17 protein-coding genes are annotated in these 20,674 nt (G+C 26.7%); 13 read left to right on the top strand and 4 right to left on the bottom strand.

Going from position 1 to position 20,674, the window contains the following annotated elements; genetic code table 11:
• Window positions 1–164 precede the first annotated feature (164 nt).
• The 4 genes from Q7K47_03195 to Q7K47_03180 are packed head-to-tail and all read left to right on the top strand — an operon-like array spanning window position 165 to window position 3,559.
• A complete protein-coding gene (locus Q7K47_03195; GenBank protein MDP0506213.1) occupies window positions 165–626 on the top strand; it encodes an MgtC/SapB family protein in 462 nt (153 codons plus the stop codon).
• Window positions 627–634: 8 nt separating this feature from the next.
• Complete coding sequence (locus Q7K47_03190) at window positions 635–1,597, top strand: tripartite tricarboxylate transporter substrate binding protein (protein ID MDP0506212.1); 963 nt, start codon at window positions 635–637, stop codon at window positions 1,595–1,597.
• Between the two features lie 11 nt (window positions 1,598–1,608).
• Window positions 1,609–2,043, top strand: coding sequence for a tripartite tricarboxylate transporter TctB family protein (locus Q7K47_03185; GenBank protein ID MDP0506211.1), 435 nt, complete (start codon window positions 1,609–1,611; stop codon window positions 2,041–2,043).
• 16 nt (window positions 2,044–2,059) lie between these two features.
• Window positions 2,060–3,559 carry a tripartite tricarboxylate transporter permease gene (locus Q7K47_03180; protein ID MDP0506210.1) on the top strand — a complete coding sequence of 500 codons (1,500 nt, stop codon included), beginning with the start codon at window positions 2,060–2,062 and terminating at the stop codon, window positions 3,557–3,559.
• Window positions 3,560–3,636: 77 nt separating this feature from the next.
• Here the strand turns inward: Q7K47_03180 and Q7K47_03175 are convergent, their stop codons facing one another.
• Together Q7K47_03175 and Q7K47_03170 are read right to left on the bottom strand one after the other, a co-directional pair.
• Window positions 3,637–5,373, bottom strand: a complete 1,737-nt coding sequence (locus Q7K47_03175) for an ATP-binding protein (GenBank protein ID MDP0506209.1) — start codon at window positions 5,371–5,373, stop codon at window positions 3,637–3,639.
• Window positions 5,374–5,388: 15 nt separating this feature from the next.
• The gene (locus Q7K47_03170) at window positions 5,389–6,072 is read right to left on the bottom strand and encodes a response regulator transcription factor (protein ID MDP0506208.1); all 684 of its coding nucleotides are present in this window, start codon (window positions 6,070–6,072) and stop codon (window positions 5,389–5,391) included.
• A 118-nt stretch (window positions 6,073–6,190) separates the two neighbouring features.
• Between Q7K47_03170 and Q7K47_03165 the strand changes: the two genes are divergently transcribed.
• Window positions 6,191–6,694 carry a nitroreductase family protein gene (locus Q7K47_03165; GenBank protein ID MDP0506207.1) on the top strand — a complete coding sequence of 168 codons (504 nt, stop codon included), beginning with the start codon at window positions 6,191–6,193 and terminating at the stop codon, window positions 6,692–6,694.
• 40 nt (window positions 6,695–6,734) lie between these two features.
• On the opposite strand, the gene Q7K47_03160 is transcribed toward Q7K47_03165, so the two are convergent.
• Window positions 6,735–7,337 (bottom strand): lysine exporter LysO family protein, encoded by a 603-nt coding sequence (locus Q7K47_03160; GenBank protein MDP0506206.1) that lies wholly within the window; start codon window positions 7,335–7,337, stop codon window positions 6,735–6,737.
• Complete coding sequence (locus Q7K47_03155) at window positions 7,331–7,633, bottom strand: hypothetical protein (GenBank protein ID MDP0506205.1); 303 nt, start codon at window positions 7,631–7,633, stop codon at window positions 7,331–7,333. Before Q7K47_03155 ends, Q7K47_03160 begins: the two co-directional genes overlap by 7 nt.
• 227 nt (window positions 7,634–7,860) lie before the next feature.
• Here Q7K47_03155 and Q7K47_03150 point away from each other — a divergent pair, with 227 nt between their 5' ends.
• The 8 genes from Q7K47_03150 (at window position 7,861) to ileS (ending at window position 20,672) form a co-directional block, all read left to right on the top strand.
• The gene (locus Q7K47_03150; GenBank protein MDP0506204.1) at window positions 7,861–10,323 is read left to right on the top strand and encodes an AMP-binding protein; all 2,463 of its coding nucleotides are present in this window, start codon (window positions 7,861–7,863) and stop codon (window positions 10,321–10,323) included.
• 115 nt (window positions 10,324–10,438) lie between these two features.
• Window positions 10,439–11,104 (top strand): CoA pyrophosphatase, encoded by a 666-nt coding sequence (locus tag Q7K47_03145; GenBank protein MDP0506203.1) that lies wholly within the window; start codon window positions 10,439–10,441, stop codon window positions 11,102–11,104.
• 54 nt (window positions 11,105–11,158) lie between these two features.
• Window positions 11,159–11,470 (top strand): sigma factor-like helix-turn-helix DNA-binding protein, encoded by a 312-nt coding sequence (locus Q7K47_03140; protein ID MDP0506202.1) that lies wholly within the window; start codon window positions 11,159–11,161, stop codon window positions 11,468–11,470.
• A 13-nt stretch (window positions 11,471–11,483) separates the two neighbouring features.
• Window positions 11,484–12,845 (top strand): signal recognition particle protein, encoded by a 1,362-nt coding sequence (gene ffh, locus Q7K47_03135; GenBank protein MDP0506201.1) that lies wholly within the window; start codon window positions 11,484–11,486, stop codon window positions 12,843–12,845.
• Window positions 12,846–12,890: 45 nt separating this feature from the next.
• Entirely contained in the window at window positions 12,891–13,151 is a 261-nt protein-coding gene (gene rpsP, locus Q7K47_03130) for a 30S ribosomal protein S16 (protein MDP0506200.1), read from the top strand.
• 144 nt (window positions 13,152–13,295) lie between these two features.
• On the top strand, window positions 13,296–15,461 hold the full coding sequence (locus Q7K47_03125) for a Tex family protein (GenBank protein ID MDP0506199.1): 2,166 nt from the start codon (window positions 13,296–13,298) through the stop codon (window positions 15,459–15,461).
• Window positions 15,462–15,482: 21 nt separating this feature from the next.
• Window positions 15,483–17,879: an ATP-binding protein gene (locus tag Q7K47_03120; protein MDP0506198.1), complete on the top strand. Its 2,397-nt coding sequence runs from the start codon at window positions 15,483–15,485 to the stop codon at window positions 17,877–17,879.
• Window positions 17,880–20,672 (top strand): isoleucine--tRNA ligase, encoded by a 2,793-nt coding sequence (gene ileS / locus Q7K47_03115; protein ID MDP0506197.1) that lies wholly within the window; start codon window positions 17,880–17,882, stop codon window positions 20,670–20,672. It begins immediately after the preceding gene.
• Window positions 20,673–20,674: the final 2 nt, after the last annotated feature.

Here is a 20,674-nt window from a genome sequence, read left to right as displayed (position 1 = left end):
TTCTGTTTTTTTGTAACCATAATAGTACAGAATATATTTTTTTTTCAATAAAGAAATTATAATAATACATTTCAATTGACAGTTTATAGAAAATATATTATAATTCAAATGTTAAATATGTTAAATATGTTAAAAATATTAAATTGTTAAAAAAGGAGAAAAAATTGGAATCAAGCTTTAATAAAGTGGACATTATATTTAGAATTTTTATTTCAATAATTATAGGAGGTTCAATTGGTTATGAAAGAGAAATAAAAAATAGGTCTGCGGGACTTAGAACACATGTGTTAGTGTGTATAGGAGCTTGTGTTGTTTCTTTAATTCAAGAAGAATTAAGAAGAAAGTCTTTGGAATTATCTCTTCTTCACCCGGACTTAGGAGGATTATTTAGTAGTGATCTAGGAAGGTATGGAGCTCAAGTTATTAGTGGAGTTGGATTTTTAGGAGCAGGAGCAATAATGAAGGAAAAAAAGAAAATCATAGGCTTGACAACTGCAGCAACATTGTGGGTTACAGCATGCATAGGAATTTCTATTGGTTGGGGAATGTATTTTATTTCAATTGTTTCAACATTTTTAGTAATTATTATTCTAGCAACATTTAAAAAATTAAAAAATAAAATTTAGGAGGAAGTATGAAGAAGTTTTTAAAAGTTTTAGGGGTTTCATGTGTCTTAGCTTTACTAGGAGCATGTGGAAAAGAAAAAGTTGAGAAAAAGTATCCATCTAAACCAGTTGAAGTTATTGTGGCTTATAAAGCTGGTGGAGGAACTGATGTAGGGGCTCGTATTTTAATGTCTGAGGCACAAAAAGATTTTCCACAACCATTTGTAATCGTTAATAAACCAGGAGCTGATGGGGAAGTTGGATATACAGAACTTTTAACAGCAAAACCAGATGGATATACAATAGGATTTATAAATTTACCAACATTTGTGAGTCTTCCATTACAAAGACATACTAAATTTAGTAAAGAAGATGCAGCACCAATTATGAACCATGTTTATGATCCTGGAGTTTTAGTTGTTAGAGCAGATAGCCCTTGGAAAACATTAGAAGAGTTTGTAAAAGCTGCAAAAGAAAGACCAGAAGAATTAACAATATCAAATAATGGAACAGGAGCATCTAATCATATAGGAGCAGCCCATTTTGCATATGAATCAGGAATAAAAGTAACTCATGTTCCTTTTGGAGGAAGTACAGATATGATTGCAGCTCTTCGTGGTGGACATGTGGATGCTACAGTTGCTAAAGCTAGTGAAATAACTAATTTAGTTAAAGGTGGAGAATTACGTTTGTTAGCTTCATTTACTGATAAAAGATTAGAAAAATTTAAAGATATTCCAACTTTAAAAGAAAAAGGGTATAATGTAATATTTGGATCAGCTCGTGCAATAGTAGCTCCAAAAGGAACACCTCAAGATAGATTAGATTATTTAAATTCAGTTTTAAAAACAGCTTTAGAATCTGAATCAAATATTGAAAAGTCTAATAATTCAAATCTTCCATTAATGTATATGTCACCAGAAGAATTAGGGCAATATATTAATAATCAAGAAAAATATATAAAAGAGATAGTTCCTAAATTAGGATTATAAAAGGAGAGAAAATGGTTAAATATGATAGATTCTTAACAATAGCTCTACTTATTTTAGAAAGTTTTTATTTTGTTTTAATAAAGGGACTTCCAGAAAAAGCAGCAAAGTATCCTTTATTTGTTCTTAGTTTAATGTTTGTTTTAACTTTAATTTTAGGAATAAAGTCATTTGCTAGTAAAATAAAAGAAAATGATAAAAAAGAGATGTTCAAAAGTGTAGAATGGAAACAATTTTCATTAGTTTTAGTAGTTTCACTAATATATATATTTGTAATAGATGTATTTGGATTCTTTATTTCAACATTTATTTATTTAAATATGATTATGATTGGATTAAAAGCTAATAAAAAAATAAGTATAGCAACAAGTGCCGTGTTTTGTGTTTTAATATATGTTATATTTGTTATTTTTTTAAGAGTGCCAGTTCCAAGTGGAATGTTAATATAAAAAAGGGGAATAGATTATGTCAGATATAATTTTTGGATTTTTAACAGCAATTAGTCCAATAAATTTAATAGCCGCTTGTTTAAGTGTGGGAGTGGGTATTACAATAGGAGCTTTACCAGGCTTATCAGCAGCTATGGGAGTAGCCTTATTAATTCCAATAACTTTTGGTATGAATCCATCAACAGGATTGATAGTTCTTGCGGGGGTATATTGTGGAGCTATTTTTGGGGGATCAATATCAGCAATATTAATTCGTACTCCAGGAACTCCAGCAGCAGCAGCAACAGCAATAGATGGTTATGAATTAACTTTAAAAGGGAAAGCAGGAAAAGCTTTAGGAACAGCAGTAACAGCTTCTTTTATTGGTGGAATATTAAGTAGTATTTCTTTATATTTATTTGCTCCAACTTTAGCTAAATTAGCATTAAAATTTGGACCAGCAGAATATTTTTGGTTATCAATATTTGGATTGACTATTATAGCAGGAGCAAGTACTAAATCTATATTAAAAGGTCTTATTTCAGGAATGCTAGGATTAATGATTTCTACTATAGGAATGGATCCTATGTTTGGAAATCCTAGATTTTATTTTGGTCTTCCAGTTTTATTATCAGGAGTTCCATTTACAGCTTCTTTAATAGGGTTATTTTCAATGTCACAAGTTTTATTATTAGCTGAAAAGAAGATAAAAAAATCAGGAAAAATGATAGAATTTGATGATAGAGTTTTATTAACTAAAAAAGAATTTAAGCAAATTTTGCCAACAACAATAAGATCAACAATAATAGGGAATTTAGTAGGGATACTTCCTGGAGCAGGAGCAAGTATAGCATCTTTTCTAGGGTACAATGAAGCTAAAAGATTTTCTAAAGAAAAAGAAAAATTTGGACATGGTAGTATAGAAGGAATAGCAGGTTCAGAGGCAGCTAATAATGCAGTTACAGGAGGATCGTTAATTCCAACATTTACATTAGGAATTCCAGGAGAAAGTGTAACCGCGGTTTTATTAGGAGGGTTATTAATTCAAGGATTACAACCAGGACCTGATTTATTTACAATTCATGGAAAGATAACATATACTTTCTTTGCAGGTTTTATAGTTGTAAATGTATTTATGTTAATATTAGGATTAACAGGAGCAAGATGGTTTGCTAAAATTTCTAGAGTCCCAGATAATTACTTAATACCTTTAATTTTTTCGTTGAGTGTAATAGGTTCTTATGCAATTCATAATCAAATAGCAGATGTTGTGATAATGTTTATATTTGGAATTATAGGATATTTTGTTAATAAATTTGAATTAAATTCAGCTTCCATCGTTTTAGCCCTTATATTAGGGCCTATAGGAGAAGCGGGACTTAGAAGAAGTATAATAATGAACCATGGGGATATTTCAATTTTATTCTCAAGTTTAGTTTGTAAGTTCTTAATTACAATAACTGTACTTTCGTTATTTTCACCTGTAATTATGAAAAAATTACAAAGAAGATCTGTTGAAATAAACGATAAACAATAAATTATAATTAAAAAGACTACTTAATGTTAAAGTAGTCAGGGACCACAGATAATTAATTTTATCTGTGGTTTTTTATTTTAATTGTTTTTTGAAATAAAAGGAATAGTTAATTTAAAGGTAGAACCTTGTCCAAGATTGCTAGAAACATAAATCTTTCCGTTAATATTATCTAGCATAGTTTTAACTATGGATAATCCTAAACCTGTTCCTGATATTTTACTATTTCTAGAAGAATCTCCTCTATAAAATTTAATAAAAATATTTTCTAAAATTTGATTATCCATTCCAATTCCAGTATCCTTTATTTTTAAAATTAGATTATTTTCTGAAATATAAGAAGATAAAGTTATTTCTCCATTATTTTTATTGAATTTAATAGCATTGTCAATTAAATTTCCAATAATTATACGAAACCATTCATGAGAAAAATAACCTAAAATAATATCTGAGTTAAAATTACTTTTAATTACTATATTTTTTTTAGCAGCAGATATTTTAAAACTTTCAACAATTTCATTGAAAACTAAATTAGTATTAATTCTGTTGATTGATGCTTTTTCTTCTAAAGAATTTTCTAATCTTGAAAGAGAAAGAATTTTTTCAACAAGAGCTTTAAAACGGACAACTTCTTTATCTATGATGTCAATAAAGTATAATATTTGAGAAGTATCTTTAAAATGTCCTAATTTAATAGTTTCTATAAATCCACTTATAATAGTAAGAGGTGTTTTTAATTCATGAGATGCATTTGAAATGAAATTTTTTCTAAGCTCTTCAACTTTCTTTATTTTAGATATATCTTCTATAATGATTATAATTTGGTCTATTTTATTTTCTATGAAGTTTGTAGATAGAAGATAAATTTTAGAGTTATCTTCTATCTCCATTTTTATATTCTTATTTTCATTTAAAGAAATAGATATATATTTAATAAAGTTTTTTAATTTTTTAGATTTATATATATTATCAATATTATTTTCTATGTAGAATTCATTTTTAGCAAATTTATTTATTAAAATAATATCTCCGTTTTTATTAATAACAAATATTTCTTGCATGATATTATCAATGATGCTTTGTAAATCATTGGCTTTGTTGTTTATTTCAGTTAATAACTCATTTATTTTAAAGTTCATTTTATTAAAACTCTTAGCTAATTTTTCTACTTCATCATGGGATTGAATAATTAGATTAGAGCTGAAATTTCCATTGGACATTTCTTCGCTCGCTTTAGTTAATTTATTGATAGGATTAATAAATCTTCTTAAAAATAAAAAAGATAAAATAAATGAAAGAAATCCTGAAATTAAAATACTTAAAGAAATAGCAATGAAAATATTTTTCTTATATTCTTTAAACATAGACATTTCGCTAGATATCATTATAATAATATTTTTTGAATTTATTTCAATAGGACTAAGAAAAATCTCCATTGTTTCATATCTTTTTTCAGAAGATTTAGTTATTTGATAATTATTTTTTCCATTTTTTGCAATATTAAAATGGATATTATCGTTAAAGTTTTTAAAAATAATACTATTATCAAAAGAATCTGCAAGAGGTTTTCCGTTTATATCTATGAAAGTTATTCTAGAGTCAATTAAATTTGAAAGTTGTTGAGAAATTTTAAAAAAATACTTATTTATTCCAGGGTTATTTTTTAAAAATTTTTTAATTAAGTTTCCATTTGAAACTCCTGTTGTGAAGAGATTTTCTTTGTAATTGTTTTGAATTATATTTGTAGAGAGAGTCCCCGTTATAAGAGAACTTGTTATTATTAATGTAAAACAAATTAATAATAATTTTTTTTTCATAAATTAATCTCCTTATTAAGAATCAGAGTCTAAGAATTTATAACCCTGTCCTCTTATTGTAGTGATGATATTTTCGTTTTCATCTTGAAGTTTGATTCTTAATTTTCTAATATAAACATCTAAAGATCTTGTGTTGGCATTTCCATCGTAATTCCAAACATTTTCTAAAATTTCTTTTCTAGAGATAATTCGGCCTTTATTTTTAATTAGATACTTTAATAAATTAAATTCTTTAGTCTGTAAGTCTAGAATTTTTCCATTTTTTAAAATTATGTTGTTTTCAGAATCTAATAAAATTTGATTTTTATTTTCAGTGTTATTATTATTTCTAGTTATTCTTCTAATAACTGCATTAATACGTGCAATCATTTCCTTAATGCTAAATGGTTTAGTTATATAATCGTCAGCACCTATTTCTAGTCCAAGAATTTTGTCAGTTTCTTCTGACTTAGCACTAATAATAATAATCCCTATATTTTTATATTTTTTATAAGATTTAATCTCTTTGCATATATCAAGACCATTTATTCTGGGTAACATTAAATCTAAAAGAATTAAATCTGGTTTTTCATAGTCTAAAGTGGGAACAATATCTTTTCCAGTATTTGATGTAACGACTTGAAATCCTTCCATTTCTAAATTTATTTTAAGTAGTTCTAAAATATAATTTTCATCATCGATTATAAATATTTTTTTCATAAAATTCTCCTAAATAAAAAGCATAAATTTTTTCAAAGCTTTATTTTTAATATAGTTTATTATATAATCATTTTATAAGAAAGGCAATTAAAATTAAGGTATTTATAAGGAGATGAGTATGGAAGAAATTTTTGTAAGAAGGAGTATAAGGGAATTTTCCAATAAAAAAGTAGAAAGTAATAAAGTGGAAGAAATATTAAGAGCTGGGATGCAAGCTCCTACTGCTGGAAATCAAAGGGCATATAAATTTGTAGTAATTGAAAATAAAGAAGTTTTGAAAAAATTATCAAACTTAAGCTTGTATGCAGCTCCTATTGAGAAATGTTCAGTTGCTATAGTTGTTTTAAAAGATGAAAACGTAGCAAGATTTCCTGAAAATTTAGAGCAAGATTTAGGAGCGGTAGTTGAAAATATGCTTTTGGAAGCTGTATATTTAGAATTAGGAGCAGTATGGTTGGGGGTATCGCCTTTATCAGAAAGAATGGACTTTGTAGTAGATGTTTTAAAATTACAAAAAGGTGAGGTGCCTTATTGTGTTATTCCAATTGGATATCCTGGTGAAAATCAATCAAATAGATTTATAGATAGATATGATGAAAAAAAAATAAGGTATATAAAATAATAAAAAGCTCTATTCTAATTTTTTAAGAATAGAGCTTTTTTTAAGATAAATTAAAAAATGTAACACAGGCAGTTACTAGGAAAGGAACAGCTGTAGACAAAGTGATTCCAGTAAAAAAAGCAATAATAGATATATCAGGAGAAGTACTTTTATTTATTATTGGTAAAAGAGTATCCATAGAAGTTGCTCCAGCGACAGAAACAGATTCTAAATGGCCAACATATTTTGCAACAAAAGGAATGGTTAAGATAGCTAAGATTTCTCTAATGACATTAGTTAAAAAAGCAAGGCTTCCAAGTTCTGCACTGATTTTAGAAAGTTCAATAGCGGATAAAGAGTACCATCCAAGACCCATACTAATAGCAATTCCTTCTCCAACATACATATGAGTTATAAATGATGCGATATATCCTCCTATAAAAGAACCTATTATAGTTCCAATAGGTAATAACCAAATTTTTTTTCCAAATTTAGAAAGTTTAGAAAAGACAGTTTGATTTTTTCCAATATCCATTCCAACAAAAAGAAGTAATAAACAAAGGCCTATATTAACTAAAGAATCACTATTTTTAGTTAAAAAATCATTCTGAAAAAAATAGCCAAAAAAACCACCTATTATAATTGAAAGTAATATTCCTAACATTTATCCTCCTTTTTTTTAGCTGGTAGTTTAAAGAGTTTAAATAATAAAAAAGTAATAATTACACTAAATATGCAAGTTAGAATAGCAAAAATACTAGCTTGAAAACCAATATTCCCAAAATTTCTAATGATAGTTTCATTAATACCTATTTTATATCCCATAGTTCCTAAAAGAATAAAAAGAGAAATTGTTTGTAAAGTGCCTAATTTTTTTTCTATAAAGGAAGGAATTAATTTTTTTCTAACTAGAGCAGCTCCTAAAATGAGAATAAAAACATAAAGAATAATTTGATTCATATAAAACCTCCTTAAATTAATGTTATTTAATAGATTATATTATTTTAAAAAGAAAGTCAATTAAAATTTTTAAATAAATATCTATATTATAATATCGTTATGATATAATGTAATGGGAGTTTAAAGGCATAAAATAACACTTGAAATTTATTTATACTCAAAATATATGAAATATGATATACTTTTTAAGTATATAAAAAAACAAATTTTCTTAAAGGAGATAATTGATGATATTTTTAAAGGACCATGATAAAATTGGTATCATTTATAACGAATGCAAAATTTCGTATGAAAAGATTGTTAAATATTCAAAGTCATTCGGACAGAGATTGAATATAAAAAGAGAAGACAAAGTTATGATTTTTATGGAAAATAGGCCAGAATTAGTATATAGTTTTTTTGGGATATGGGATAAAAAAGGAACATGTGTAACTATAGATTCTAGTTTTACAAGTGAAGAGTTAGAATATTATATTTCTGATTGTAGTCCTAAATATATATTTACTTCTAAGGAAAAATTAGAAGTAGTAAAAAAAGGAATTGAATTATCTAAAAAAGATATTCAAATATTAATGGTGGAAGATATCCCGATGGATTATAAGGGAAATGATTTAACTATAGCCCTAGACGATGTAGATATGGTAGCTATTATGCTGTACACTTCAGGAACAACAGGTAAACCTAAAGGAGTTATGCTTACTTTAGATAACTTATTAGTTAATATGGAAGGATTAAGAGAATATAAAATGTATAGATCAGAGGATAGGATATTAGGTTTGCTTCCTATGCATCATATTCTACCTTTGTTAGGTTCAGGAATATTACCCCTAGTTGAAGGTTCAACATTGGTATTTTTAAAAGAAGTTTCATCTCAAGCCATGTTAGAAGCTTTAAAGAAATATAAAATAACTTTTATTGTGGGAGTTCCAAAACTTTGGGAAGTTTTACATAAAAAAATTATGGGGAAAATTAATTCTAAAAAGATTACAAAATTGGTTTTTAAAATAGCTACTAAAATAAAAAATAAAAATATAAGAAAAAAGATATTTAAAAAAGTCCATGAAGAATTAGGTGGAGGAATTAGATTTTTGGTTTCTGGTGGCTCAAAATTAGATTCTAAAATAGCTTCTGATTTCTTAACTTTAGGGATAGATATTTGTGAAGGTTATGGGTTAACAGAGACAGCCCCGATGATAAGTTTTACACCAGTTGGACAAATAGTTCCTGGATCAGCAGGGAGATTATTGTCAGGAATTGAAGTAAAGATAATGGGAGATGGAGAAATAGTTGTTAGAGGTAGAAATGTTATGAAAGGTTATTATAATAAACCTGAATCAACAGCAGCTGTTATAGATGAAGATGGTTGGTTTCATACAGGAGATTTAGGAGAAATTAAAGGAAATCAATTATATGTAACTGGAAGAAAGAAAGAAATGATAGTACTTTCTAATGGTAAAAATATTAATCCAATAGAAATAGAACAATATTTAATAAAAGAAACTAATTTAATAAAAGAAGTTGCAATTATAGACTATGAAGGAAAATTAACAGCTTTAATTCATCCTGATTTTTATAAATTACATGAAAATGAAATTACAAATATAATAGAAACATTTAAATTAGGGGTTATAGAGAAATATAATAAAAAAGCACCTAAATATCGTAAAATATTAGATGTTAAAATTAGTAAGCAGGAATTTCCTAAAACTAAAATAGGAAAAGTTAGAAGATTTATGTTAAAGGATTTGATAAATAAAAAGGATGAAGAAATAGAAGATTATGAAGAGCCTACTTTTGAAGAATATATAAATATATCTAATTATATAAAAGAATTGAAAAATAAAAAAGTAACACCTAAAGCACATTTTGAATTAGATTTAGGGATGGATTCCTTAGATATAGTTGAATTTGTCTCATATATAGAAGCTACTTTTGGGGTGAATATAAATGAAAAAATTTTTATAGAGCATTGTACAGTTGAAAAGTTAGCTAAGTATGTAGCGAAGCACTCTAATGAAATATTAGATGTTCAAGTTAACTGGCATGATAGATTGATGAAGTTACCTGAAGAAAGGTTACCTAAGTCTAATATTATGGGTAAAATATTTAAGGGAATATTAAAAATTCCATTTACATTTTATATAAAAATAAATAAAGATGAGGTTGAAAACTTAAAAAATAATGAACCAGTTATCTTTGTGGGGAATCATCAGAGCTTTTTAGATGCTTTTTTATTAAATCAAGTTTTGCCAAATAAAATATTAGATAAAACATATTATTTTGCTAAATTAAAACATTTTGAAAAAAGTTATATGAAGTTTATGGGGGAAAATTCTAATGTAATTTTAGTGGATATTAATAAAAATCTAATAGGATCTATGCAAATGTTAGCAAAAGCTTTAAAAGAAAATAAAAATATAGTTATATTTCCTGAAGGGACAAGAACACGAGATGGAAAATTAAGTAAATTTAAGAAATTCTTTGCAATATTATCAAAAGAATTGAATGTTCCTGTTCAACCTTTTGTAATAAAAGGAGCCTATGAATTATATCCTAGAAATTCTAAATATCCTAGATCAGGAGAAGTGAATATAAAGTTTTTGGATAAAGTTTATCCGGATCAAGATATAACTTATGAAGAGTTTAGCATAAAATTAGAAAATATTATAAAAGAAGAGTTGGAAAAATAAAAGGAAAGAAGTCTACAAAAAAGTAGGCTTCTTTTTTATATTATAGATAGAAATTATGTAATTAAGATGGTATTATATAACTATATACTTATATGATATAAGGAAGTGATGCCTAATGTTAAAAGAATGTATAATAGAAAAATTTTTAGATAATGAGGAAAGAGAAAATATAATAATAGGAAGCGAAAGAAATATTAATTCTTCAGTATTAGTTTTATTTTGTGAATTTGAGGGGAAAGTTAATATTTTGTTTGAGAAACGTGCAGAGTCAATAAGTCAAGGTGGAGAAGTTTCTTTTCCAGGAGGAGTTAAGGAAAAAAGAGATAAAGTCTCTATGGAAACAGCCTTAAGAGAAACATTTGAAGAAATAGGAATAAAACCAGAAAGAATAAAAAGAAAAAGAAAATATGGGACATTAGTGATACCTACAGGAGTAATAATTCAAGTTAATATAGGTTATATAGATAATTTTTCTTTTGATGAACTAGATATAAATAAAGATGAAGTAGATAAAGTTTTTTTAGTTCCTTTAGAATACTTTATGAAGAATAAACCTATAGTAGAAAAAGTTATGGTTGAAAACATTCCATCTTTTAATAAAAATGGGAAAAACATAAATTTTCCAGCAAAGGAATTAGGATTACCAAGTATATATTGTGAACCTTGGGGAAAGGAAAGAAGAGTGTTTTTATATCCTTATGAAGGCGAAATGATATGGGGGATTACAGGAGAAATAGTTGATAGTATCTGTAAAAATATACAAAAAATAATAGAGATGTAAACATAAAACACTTGACAAAAAGATGAAAAATGAATATAATATCTTGGTGATAACATGGAATTAAATGAAATTATTGAGATAGGAATACTTTTAGAGTATTATAAACCTCTATTGAGCGAAAAACAAAAAAAATATCTAATAGGGTATTTTGATAAAGATTTATCATTTACAGAGATAGCAGAAGAAAATGGAATAACTAGGCAGGCTGTTCATGATAATATAAAAAGAGGGGTTAAAATTTTAAAGACATATGAACAAAAATTAGGTTTTTATAAAAAAGATAGAAGAATTTATAAGAAGCTTTTAAATTTGAGAGAAGATTTTAAAAAAGAAAATTTAGAAGATATTATTGAAGAATTAAGTTAAATTAGGAGAAAATATGTTAGAGAACTTAGGGAATAGATTTCAAGATATTTTTAAAAAAGTAAGAGGTCATGGAAAGCTAAGCGAAGAAAATATAAAAGAAGCTTTAAAAGAAGTTAAAATGTCGTTACTTGAAGCTGATGTAAATTATAAAGTGGTTAAAGATTTTATAAAAAAAATTCAAGAAAAAGCCATAGGAACAGAAGTTTTAAGAGGGATAAATCCTGGACAGCAATTTATAAAGATTGTTAATGATGAATTAGTTGAGTTGCTAGGAGGAACAAATTCTAGATTAACTAAGGGAGTTAAAAATCCTACAGTAATAATGCTTGCAGGACTTCAAGGGGCAGGTAAAACAACTTTTGCTGCAAAATTAGCAAATAAACTGAGAAAAGATGGAGAAACTCCTTATCTAGTAGCTGCTGACGTATATAGACCTGCAGCAATGAAACAGTTAGAAGTGTTAGCTAAGCAAATAAATATACCTGCTTATATAGATGAGGGAAATAAAGATCCAATTGATATATCTAAAAAAGCTTTTGGACAAGCAAGAGCTAATAATTATTCATATATGATAATAGATACTGCTGGAAGACTTCACATAGATGAAAATCTTATGGATGAATTGGGAGATATAAAAAAAGCAGTAAGACCTCAAGAAATATTATTAGTAGTAGATGCTATGATAGGTCAAGATGCGGTAAATTTAGCTAAAAATTTTAATGATAAATTAAATATAGATGGAATAGTACTTACTAAATTTGATGGAGATACAAGAGGAGGAGCTGCTCTTTCCATTAAGTCTGTTGTAGGAAAACCTATTAAATTTGTAGGGGTTGGAGAAAAAATAGCAGATTTAGAATTATTTCATCCTGAAAGATTAGCTTCAAGGATTTTAGGGATGGGAGACGTTGTTTCTTTAGTTGAAAAAGCTCAAGAGGTTGTTGATGAAAAAGATGTTAAATCTCTTGAAGAAAAAATAAAGACACAACAATTTGATTTGAATGATTTCTTAAAACAGCTACAAACAATAAAGAAGATGGGACCACTTGGAAGTATTTTAAAAATGATTCCAGGAATGAATTCGGATTTAGGAGATTTAGCTCCAGCTGAAAAAGAAATGAAAAAGACAGAAGCGATTATTCAATCAATGACATTGCAAGAAAGAAAAAAACCAGAGATATTAAAGGCTAGTAGAAAATTAAGAATAGCTAAAGGTAGTGGAACAGATGTTTCCGATATTAATAAGTTATTAAAGCAATTTTCACAAATGAAAAATATGATGAAAATGTTAAGTTCTGGAAAAATGCCAAACTTAGGCGCAGGAATGCCTAAAATGCCTATGGGAATGGGAAGAGGAAGAAAGAAGTTTTTTTAAAGAATAAATAAAAATATAATAAATTAAAAAATAAGGAGTGAGAAAATGTTAAAAATAAGATTAACAAGATTAGGAAGCAGAAAAAATCCAATATACAGAGTAGTAGCTATGGAGAATTTATCAAAAAGAGATGGTAAAGCAGTAGCATATTTAGGAAACTATTTTCCTTTAGAAGACTCTAGAGTTGAATTAAAAGAAGAAGAAATTTTAAAACACTTACAAAATGGAGCTCAACCAACAAGAACAGTAAAATCTTTATTAACTAAAGCTGGAGTATGGGCTAAATTTGAAGAATTAAAAAAATAGTAAGAATTATACTAGAAATAAGAATAAGACAGCCTTTATAGGTTGTCTTTTTTAATAAATGTTATAAATAGAAATCGAAATCAAAATATGATATAATAGTATAGTTTTATTAAATATTAGTTATAGCTTGGTAAAGGAGAAAGTATGGATAATCTTTTTAAAATTATTAGCAAAGAATTAGGAATAAAAATCTCTCAAATAGAAAGTACTGTAAAGCTTTTAGATGAGGGGGCAACAGTTCCATTTATATCTAGATATAGAAAAGAAGTTACTGGGAATCTTGATGAAAATCAAATAGGGGATATTTTAAAGTCAGTAACTTATTTAAGAAATTTAGAAAAAAGAAAGCAAGAAGTTTTATCTTCAATTGAAGAACAAGGAAAACTATCAGATGATTTAAAAAATAAAATTTTAACAGCTGAAAAGTTACAAGAGGTAGAAGATTTATACTTACCTTATAAAAAAAGAAGAAAAACTAAAGCAGATAAAGCTATAGAAAAAGGATTAGAACCATTATCTCAATATGTATACTTAGCAAAAAATTTAGAAGATTTTTTAAATAATGCTAAAAAATATATAAATGATGAAGTAAATACAGTTGAAGAAGCTGTAGAAGGTGCAAAACTTATAGTTGCTCAAGGAATATCTGAGCAAGCAGAATATAGAGAAAGAATAAGAAGTATTTTATTGAAAGAAGGGTTAGTATATTCTAAAAAAACTAAAAAAGCAGAAGAATTGGATGAAAAGAAGGTTTATGCAGATTATTATGAATATTCAGAATCAATAAAAACTATATTATCTCATAGAGTATTAGCCCTTAATAGAGGTGAAAAAGAAGATATATTAAAAGTTAATATAAAAACAGAGGATAATATAAGGACTAAAATAGAAAATATAATTTTAGGAGGATTTTCTAATAATGGACTTAGAGAAATTCATGAGTCTATAGTTAAAGATTCTTTAGATAGACTAATTCTTCCTTCAATAGAAAGAGAAGTAAGAAATATTTTAACTGATAAAAGTGAGATAGAAGCAATAGATATCTTTAAAGAAAATTTGAAAAATCTACTTCTTCAACCACCATTAAAAGAAAAAAATATTTTAGGTTTAGATCCAGGATATAGAACTGGATGTAAGGTAGCGATAGTTGATAAAAATGGATTTTATGTAGATAATGATGTTTTCCGTTTAGTAGAAGCAATGGATTCTCCTAAAAATTTAGAAATATCAAAAAATAAGATTTTAAAATATATAGATAAATATGATATAGATATTATTTCAATAGGGAATGGAACAGCTTCTAGAGAAACAGAAGGTTTTGTAGCTAAAGTTATAGGTGAAGCAAAAAAAGATACTAGGTATATAATTACGAATGAAGCAGGTGCTTCAGTTTATTCCGCATCTAAACTTGCTAATGAAGAATTTCCTGATTTGGATGTAACGGTAAGAGGAGCAATTTCAATAGCTAGAAGAATACAAGATCCTTTAGGAGAGCTAGTTAAAATAGACCCTAAATCTATAGGTGTTGGAATGTATCAACATGATGTTGATCAAAAACGTTTAACTGAATCTTTAAATGAAGTTATAGAGTCAGTGGTAAATAATATTGGAATAAATGTAAATACAGCTTCTTGGGCATTACTAGAACATGTATCAGGAATTAAAAAAAATATAGCTAAGAATATTGTTGATTATAGAAAAGAAAATGGAAATTTTGAAAATAGAAAACAATTATTAAAAGTAAAGGGTGTTGGGAAAAAAGCTTATGAACAAATGGCAGGTTTCTTAATAATCGAAGATGGAAAAAATATTTTAGATAGTACTATAATACATCCAGAATCTTACAAAATAGCAGAAGAAATTTTAGAAAAAAATGATATTTCTTTAAAAGAATATAGAGAGACTTTAGATATTAGTAGAGAAAAATTAAAAGTATTTAAAATTGATAATTTTGCAAAAGAAAAAGATTATGGGAATGAAACTGTAAAAGATATTTATGATGCATTAATAAAAGATAGACGTGATCCTAGAGATGAATTAGCAAAACCACTTTTAAAATCAGATATATTAAAGATAGATAATTTAAAACCAGGAATGGAATTAGAAGGTACAGTAAGAAATGTAGTTAAATTTGGAGCTTTTGTAGATATTGGGTTAAAAAATGATGCATTACTTCACATTTCAGAAATATCAGATAAGTTTGTAAGTGATCCTAGTAAAGAGCTTTCAGTAGGTGAAATAATAAAAGTAAAAGTAAAAGATATTGATATGGCAAGACAAAGAGTTGGGTTAACAAGAAAGACAAAATAATTATATTTAAGAGGAATTATTATGAAAATAAATAGAGATTCTCTTCTTGTAAAAATAATATTTTACAATAATATAGCAATAATAATAACATCTTTAGCAGTAGCTTTGATAACAACCTTTATAACTTATGAAGACATGGAGTCAAGGCTAGTGGATATGTCTCGAGAGAAAATATATATAGTTGAAAAAGCTTATAATAACTATTTAACTAGTGTAAGAGAAGACATTAATAAAATTTCAAGAGAAGATGATTTTATTCGCTTAAGACAAAATAATAGTAGTTATAAAATACTTTCTTATATTTTGAAAAATGAACTTGTTAAAGGAAATTTTCAAAAATACTACAAAATAGAAATAGCTATGCTCAATGACCAAGGAAAAATATTAGGATTTACTGGAGATAAAGAAGTATTTAATACAGGAATAAATATTACTAGTAAAAGTTTAGAAGGATTAGGGGCAAAAGAAAGTTATATTATAAAAAAAGGCGAGAAAGCTTATTCAAGAATAATATATAGTTATAAAAATAATATGACTAAGAGAAAAGAATATATAGTAGCTTCGATTCCTTTTGAGTTAAATGTTTTGCAATATATAAAACAGTATATAGAATTGGGGTCATCAGATAAAATATTTGCATTTATAGGGGACTCTTATGTAACAGGAGATTTTAAGGATAGTCTAGACAAAGAAATAATTAGTAAACAAAATCTAGAAACTTTAAAAGCAAATAGATATAAATACTATTATAGTAAAAAGAAAATAGGAAAGATACCATATTATTTAGGTGTTTTATCTTTAAAAGATTATCATGATAATAATGTTGGATGTTTTGGAGTAGCTATTTCAAGGGAAAAATTATTTACTACAAAGTTTATTATAGGATTATTTATAACTATAATTGTAATTACTTTGATAATGTTAAGTACAACAATTTTTGCTAAAATGTTACAAAAATTATTATGGCCATTAAAGGGAATTACAGAATCAGCAGAAAAAATTAGTGAAGGAAATTACTCAACTAGGATAAGATTAGATAATACTAATGGAGAGATTAAAACATTAGCAGTAGCAATAAAGCGTATGCTTAGAAAATTAGAAGATAATCAAAGAACATTAAAACAAAGAAATAAAAAATTAAAAGAGAATTTAAGAAAAATGAATACAATAGAGCAGTTAATTTTAGAGGTTCAAACTGAGGAAGATGTAACTAAGATTGTTCAAAAAGTAATGACAGCCTTTATATCAGAATTAGGTTTAGGTTTTAGTAGAGGAATGTTCTTTAGATATAGTAGAGAAAGAGATGCTCTTATTGGAGAACAAGCAAAAATAAATTCTCATATTTTAGAAATAAATAATGATATTCTTAAAGAAAAAAAGGGTGGATTTAAATTTCAAATTAAAGAATTAGACGAAATAGTTCAACTTATAAAAATACCTTTCTCGAGTGAGAATATAATATCAAGTGCTCTAAAAAATAGAGAAATAAAATATTATAATAGCAAGGGTTATAAATATAATTTAGGAAATGATTTGTTTAATAGTTTAGGATTAAATAATTTTTTAATATTTCCTGTTTATAATATAGACTATTACACCGGAGTTATGGTTTTTGATTATTATATAAAAGAAAAAGAAATATCTGAAGAAGATATTGAATTATTAAAATTACTTTTAATGAATATTTCTATAAAATTTAGAAGTAAAGTAGAAGAAGAAGAAAAAATAGAGCTAGAAAGAAATATAACAATAAGTAAAGTAGCTGAAAGATTTTTGAATAATAGAGAAGAAGCTCTTAATAAATTGTTAAGAATTTTAGAAAATACGAAAAATAGAGACTATAATAATATAGCAGAAAACATTAAAGAAATTGAAGGTAGAGTAGAACAAATGAAACAAATAAATAAAATTTTAATGGAATACTCTAACCCATCAGATAGAGAAAAAATAGAAGAAGTTAACATAGAGCATTTGATACCAGAAGTAATATCAGAGTTTAAAGCATCATTATCTGAAGATAATAAAGTATTGATATCATCATTTATAAGTTACACAGGTGATATTTTAGGAAATGATAAAAGACTTAGAAGAGTATTTATGGAATTATTAAAAAATGCTTATGACGCAGTTTTAGAAAATAATAAAGTGATAAAAAAAATTGATATTGTAGTGATTAGAGATAAACATTCAAATAAACTTAAAATAGACATAAAAGATAATGGAATAGGAATGTCTGAGGAAAAACTAGATTTAGTTTTTCAACCGTTTATTACTTATAAAGAGGATGCTCCAGGTTTGGGTCTTCCCCTTGTAAAAAGAGTAATAAAAGATTGTAAAGGAGTAGTTAAAATTTACTCCAAACCACAAATTGGAACAACCGTTAAAATAACTTTAAATATACTCAAGGAGGAGAATTAAATGGAAAAAAAGGATTATGGTAAAACATTAAACCTGCCAAAAACAAACTTTCAGATGAAAGCAAATTTACCAAATAAAGAACCATTAATGGTTAGAGATTGGTCTAAAAAAAATATATATGAGAAGGGATTAGATTTTAATAAACCATCTTTTATATTACACGATGGACCACCATATGCAAATGGAAATATCCATATTGGGCATGCTTTAAATAAGGTTCTAAAAGATATAATATTAAAATATAAAAGACTTACAGGATATAATGCACCATATATACCAGGATGGGATACACATGGTCTTCCAATAGAATTAAAAGTAAGTGAAGAACTTGGAGAAAAAATGAAAACTATGTCTCCATTAAAAATTAGAGAAAAATGTACTAAATATGCTAAAAAATGGGTAAATATTCAAAAAGAAGGATTTATAAGACTTGGAGTTTTAGGAGAATGGGATAATCCGTATTTAACATTAGCTCCAGAATATGAAGCAAAACAATTAGAAGTATTTGGAGAATTATATAAAAATGGATATATATTCAAAGGATCTAAACCAATTTATTGGTCTCCTGTTACAGAAACAGCACTTGCTGAAGCTGAAATTGAATATAAAGATATTAAATCTCCATCAGTTTATGTGAAAATGAAAGCATGTCAAGATGTTTTAGATAAATTAGGATTAACTGAAGAAACACATTTAGTTATCTGGACTACTACCCCTTGGACTTTACCTGCAAATGTAGGAATTTGTTTAAATCCTGAATTTGATTATGGAGTTTACAAAACAGAAAAAGGAAATTTTGTGTTTGCTAAAGAATTGGCAGAAACAGCAATGAAAGAAATTGGAATTGAAAATTGTGAATTAATAAAAGAGTTTAAAGGTGCCGATTTAGAAAAATTAACTTATGAGCATCCATTTATAGATAGAATAGGAACAATAATTACAGGAGATCATGTAACTGCAGATGCGGGTACTGGTTGTGTACATACAGCTCCAGGTCATGGACAAGATGACTATGTTGTAGGAGTTAGATTTGGTCTTCCAATTCTTTCACCAATTAACTATAAAGGAATCTTAACAGAAGAAGCAGGACCTTACGCAGGTTTATTTTATGAAGAAGCAAATAAAGTAATTTCAAAAGACTTGTTAGAAAAAGGAATTATGTTATCTTATAATGAATTTGTCCATTCATATCCACATGATTGGAGATCAAAAACTCCAATAATAGTTAGAGCAACAGCTCAATGGTTTGTAAAAACAGAAGGAGATTCTGACTTAAGACAAAGAGCTTTAGATTTATTAGATAAAGTTGATTTCGTACCAGCTTGGGGAAGAAACAGAATTGGATCAATGCTAGAAACAAGACCTGACTGGTGTATTTCTAGACAAAGAACATGGGGAGTTCACATTCCTGTATTCTACGTTGATGAAGAAGTAGTATTCAATCAAGAAATATTAGCTAGAGTAGTTGAAATAGTTAAAAAAGAAGGATCAGCAGCTTGGGTTAAATATTCAGCTGAAGAATTAATAGGTGAAGAATTACTAGCTAAATATGATTTAACAGGAAAAGAAATAGTTAAAGAAACAAATATTATGGATGTTTGGTTTGATTCAGGTGTTTCTCATAGATCAGTTCTTGAAACAAGAGGAGAAACATTACATAGACCAGCTGACTTATATTTAGAAGGTTCTGACCAACATAGAGGATGGTTCCAAACATCATTATTAACATCAGCAGGATCAACTTTTGATGCTCCATTTAAGAAAATATTGACTCATGGATTTGTTAATGATGGAGATGGAAGAAAAATGTCTAAATCAGTAGGAAACACAGTAGCACCAGAAGATGTAATAAAAATATATGGAGCAGATATTTTAAGACTTTGGTGTGCATCAGTAGACTATAGAGATGATGTTAAAATTTCAGATAATATCTTAAAACAAATGGCTGAAGCTTATAGAAGAGTAAGAAATACAGCTAGATATATTTTAGGAAATACAGCTGATTTTGATCCAAAAGTTGATGCAGTATCTTATGATGATTTACATGAAATAGATAAATGGGCATTACATAAATTAGAAGAATTAAAAAGACAAGTTACAGAAAATTATGAAAAATATGAATTCTATAATTTATTCCAAGCAGTTCATTATTTTGCAGGAATAGATATGTCAGCATTCTATTTAGATATAATTAAAGATAGATTATATACAGAAAATGCAAATTCTGTTGGTAGAAGAGCAGCTCAAACAGTAATGAATGAAATTTTAGTTTGTTTAGTTAAAATGGTTTCTCCAATTCTTTCATTTACAGCAGAAGAAATTTGGACTAAATTACCTGAGCATGATAAGGATTCAGAATCAGTTCATTTAACTAAATGGTTTGAAAATAAAGATGAATATTTAAATGAAGAATTAGCAAGTAAATGGGAAAATGTAATAAAATTAAGAAAAGCAGTAAATAAATATCTTGAAAAAGCAAGACAAGGGAAAGATAGAATAATTGGAAATGCTTTAGATGCAAAAGTATTAATTTCAACTCAAGACGAGAATTTAAAAACATTTATAAAAGAAAATCAAGAATTATTAGAAATGGCATTTATTGTTTCTGAATTAAATTATGTGGATGAAACAGATGAAACATTTGCTAAAGATGATGAAATTGAATTATTTGTAAAAGTTCTTCATGCTGAGGGAGAAAAATGTGAAAGATGTTGGAAGTATTCAAAAGAAATAGGTAAAAATCCTGAACATCCAACTCTTTGTCCTAGATGTGCATCAGTTTTAGGAGAATAAAG

Origin of the sequence: Fusobacterium sp. JB019 (genome assembly GCA_030673965.1) — a bacterium.
Taxonomy (GTDB): Bacteria; Fusobacteriota; Fusobacteriia; order Fusobacteriales; family Fusobacteriaceae; genus Fusobacterium_B.
This window is presented reverse-complemented; position numbering and strand designations above follow the sequence as displayed.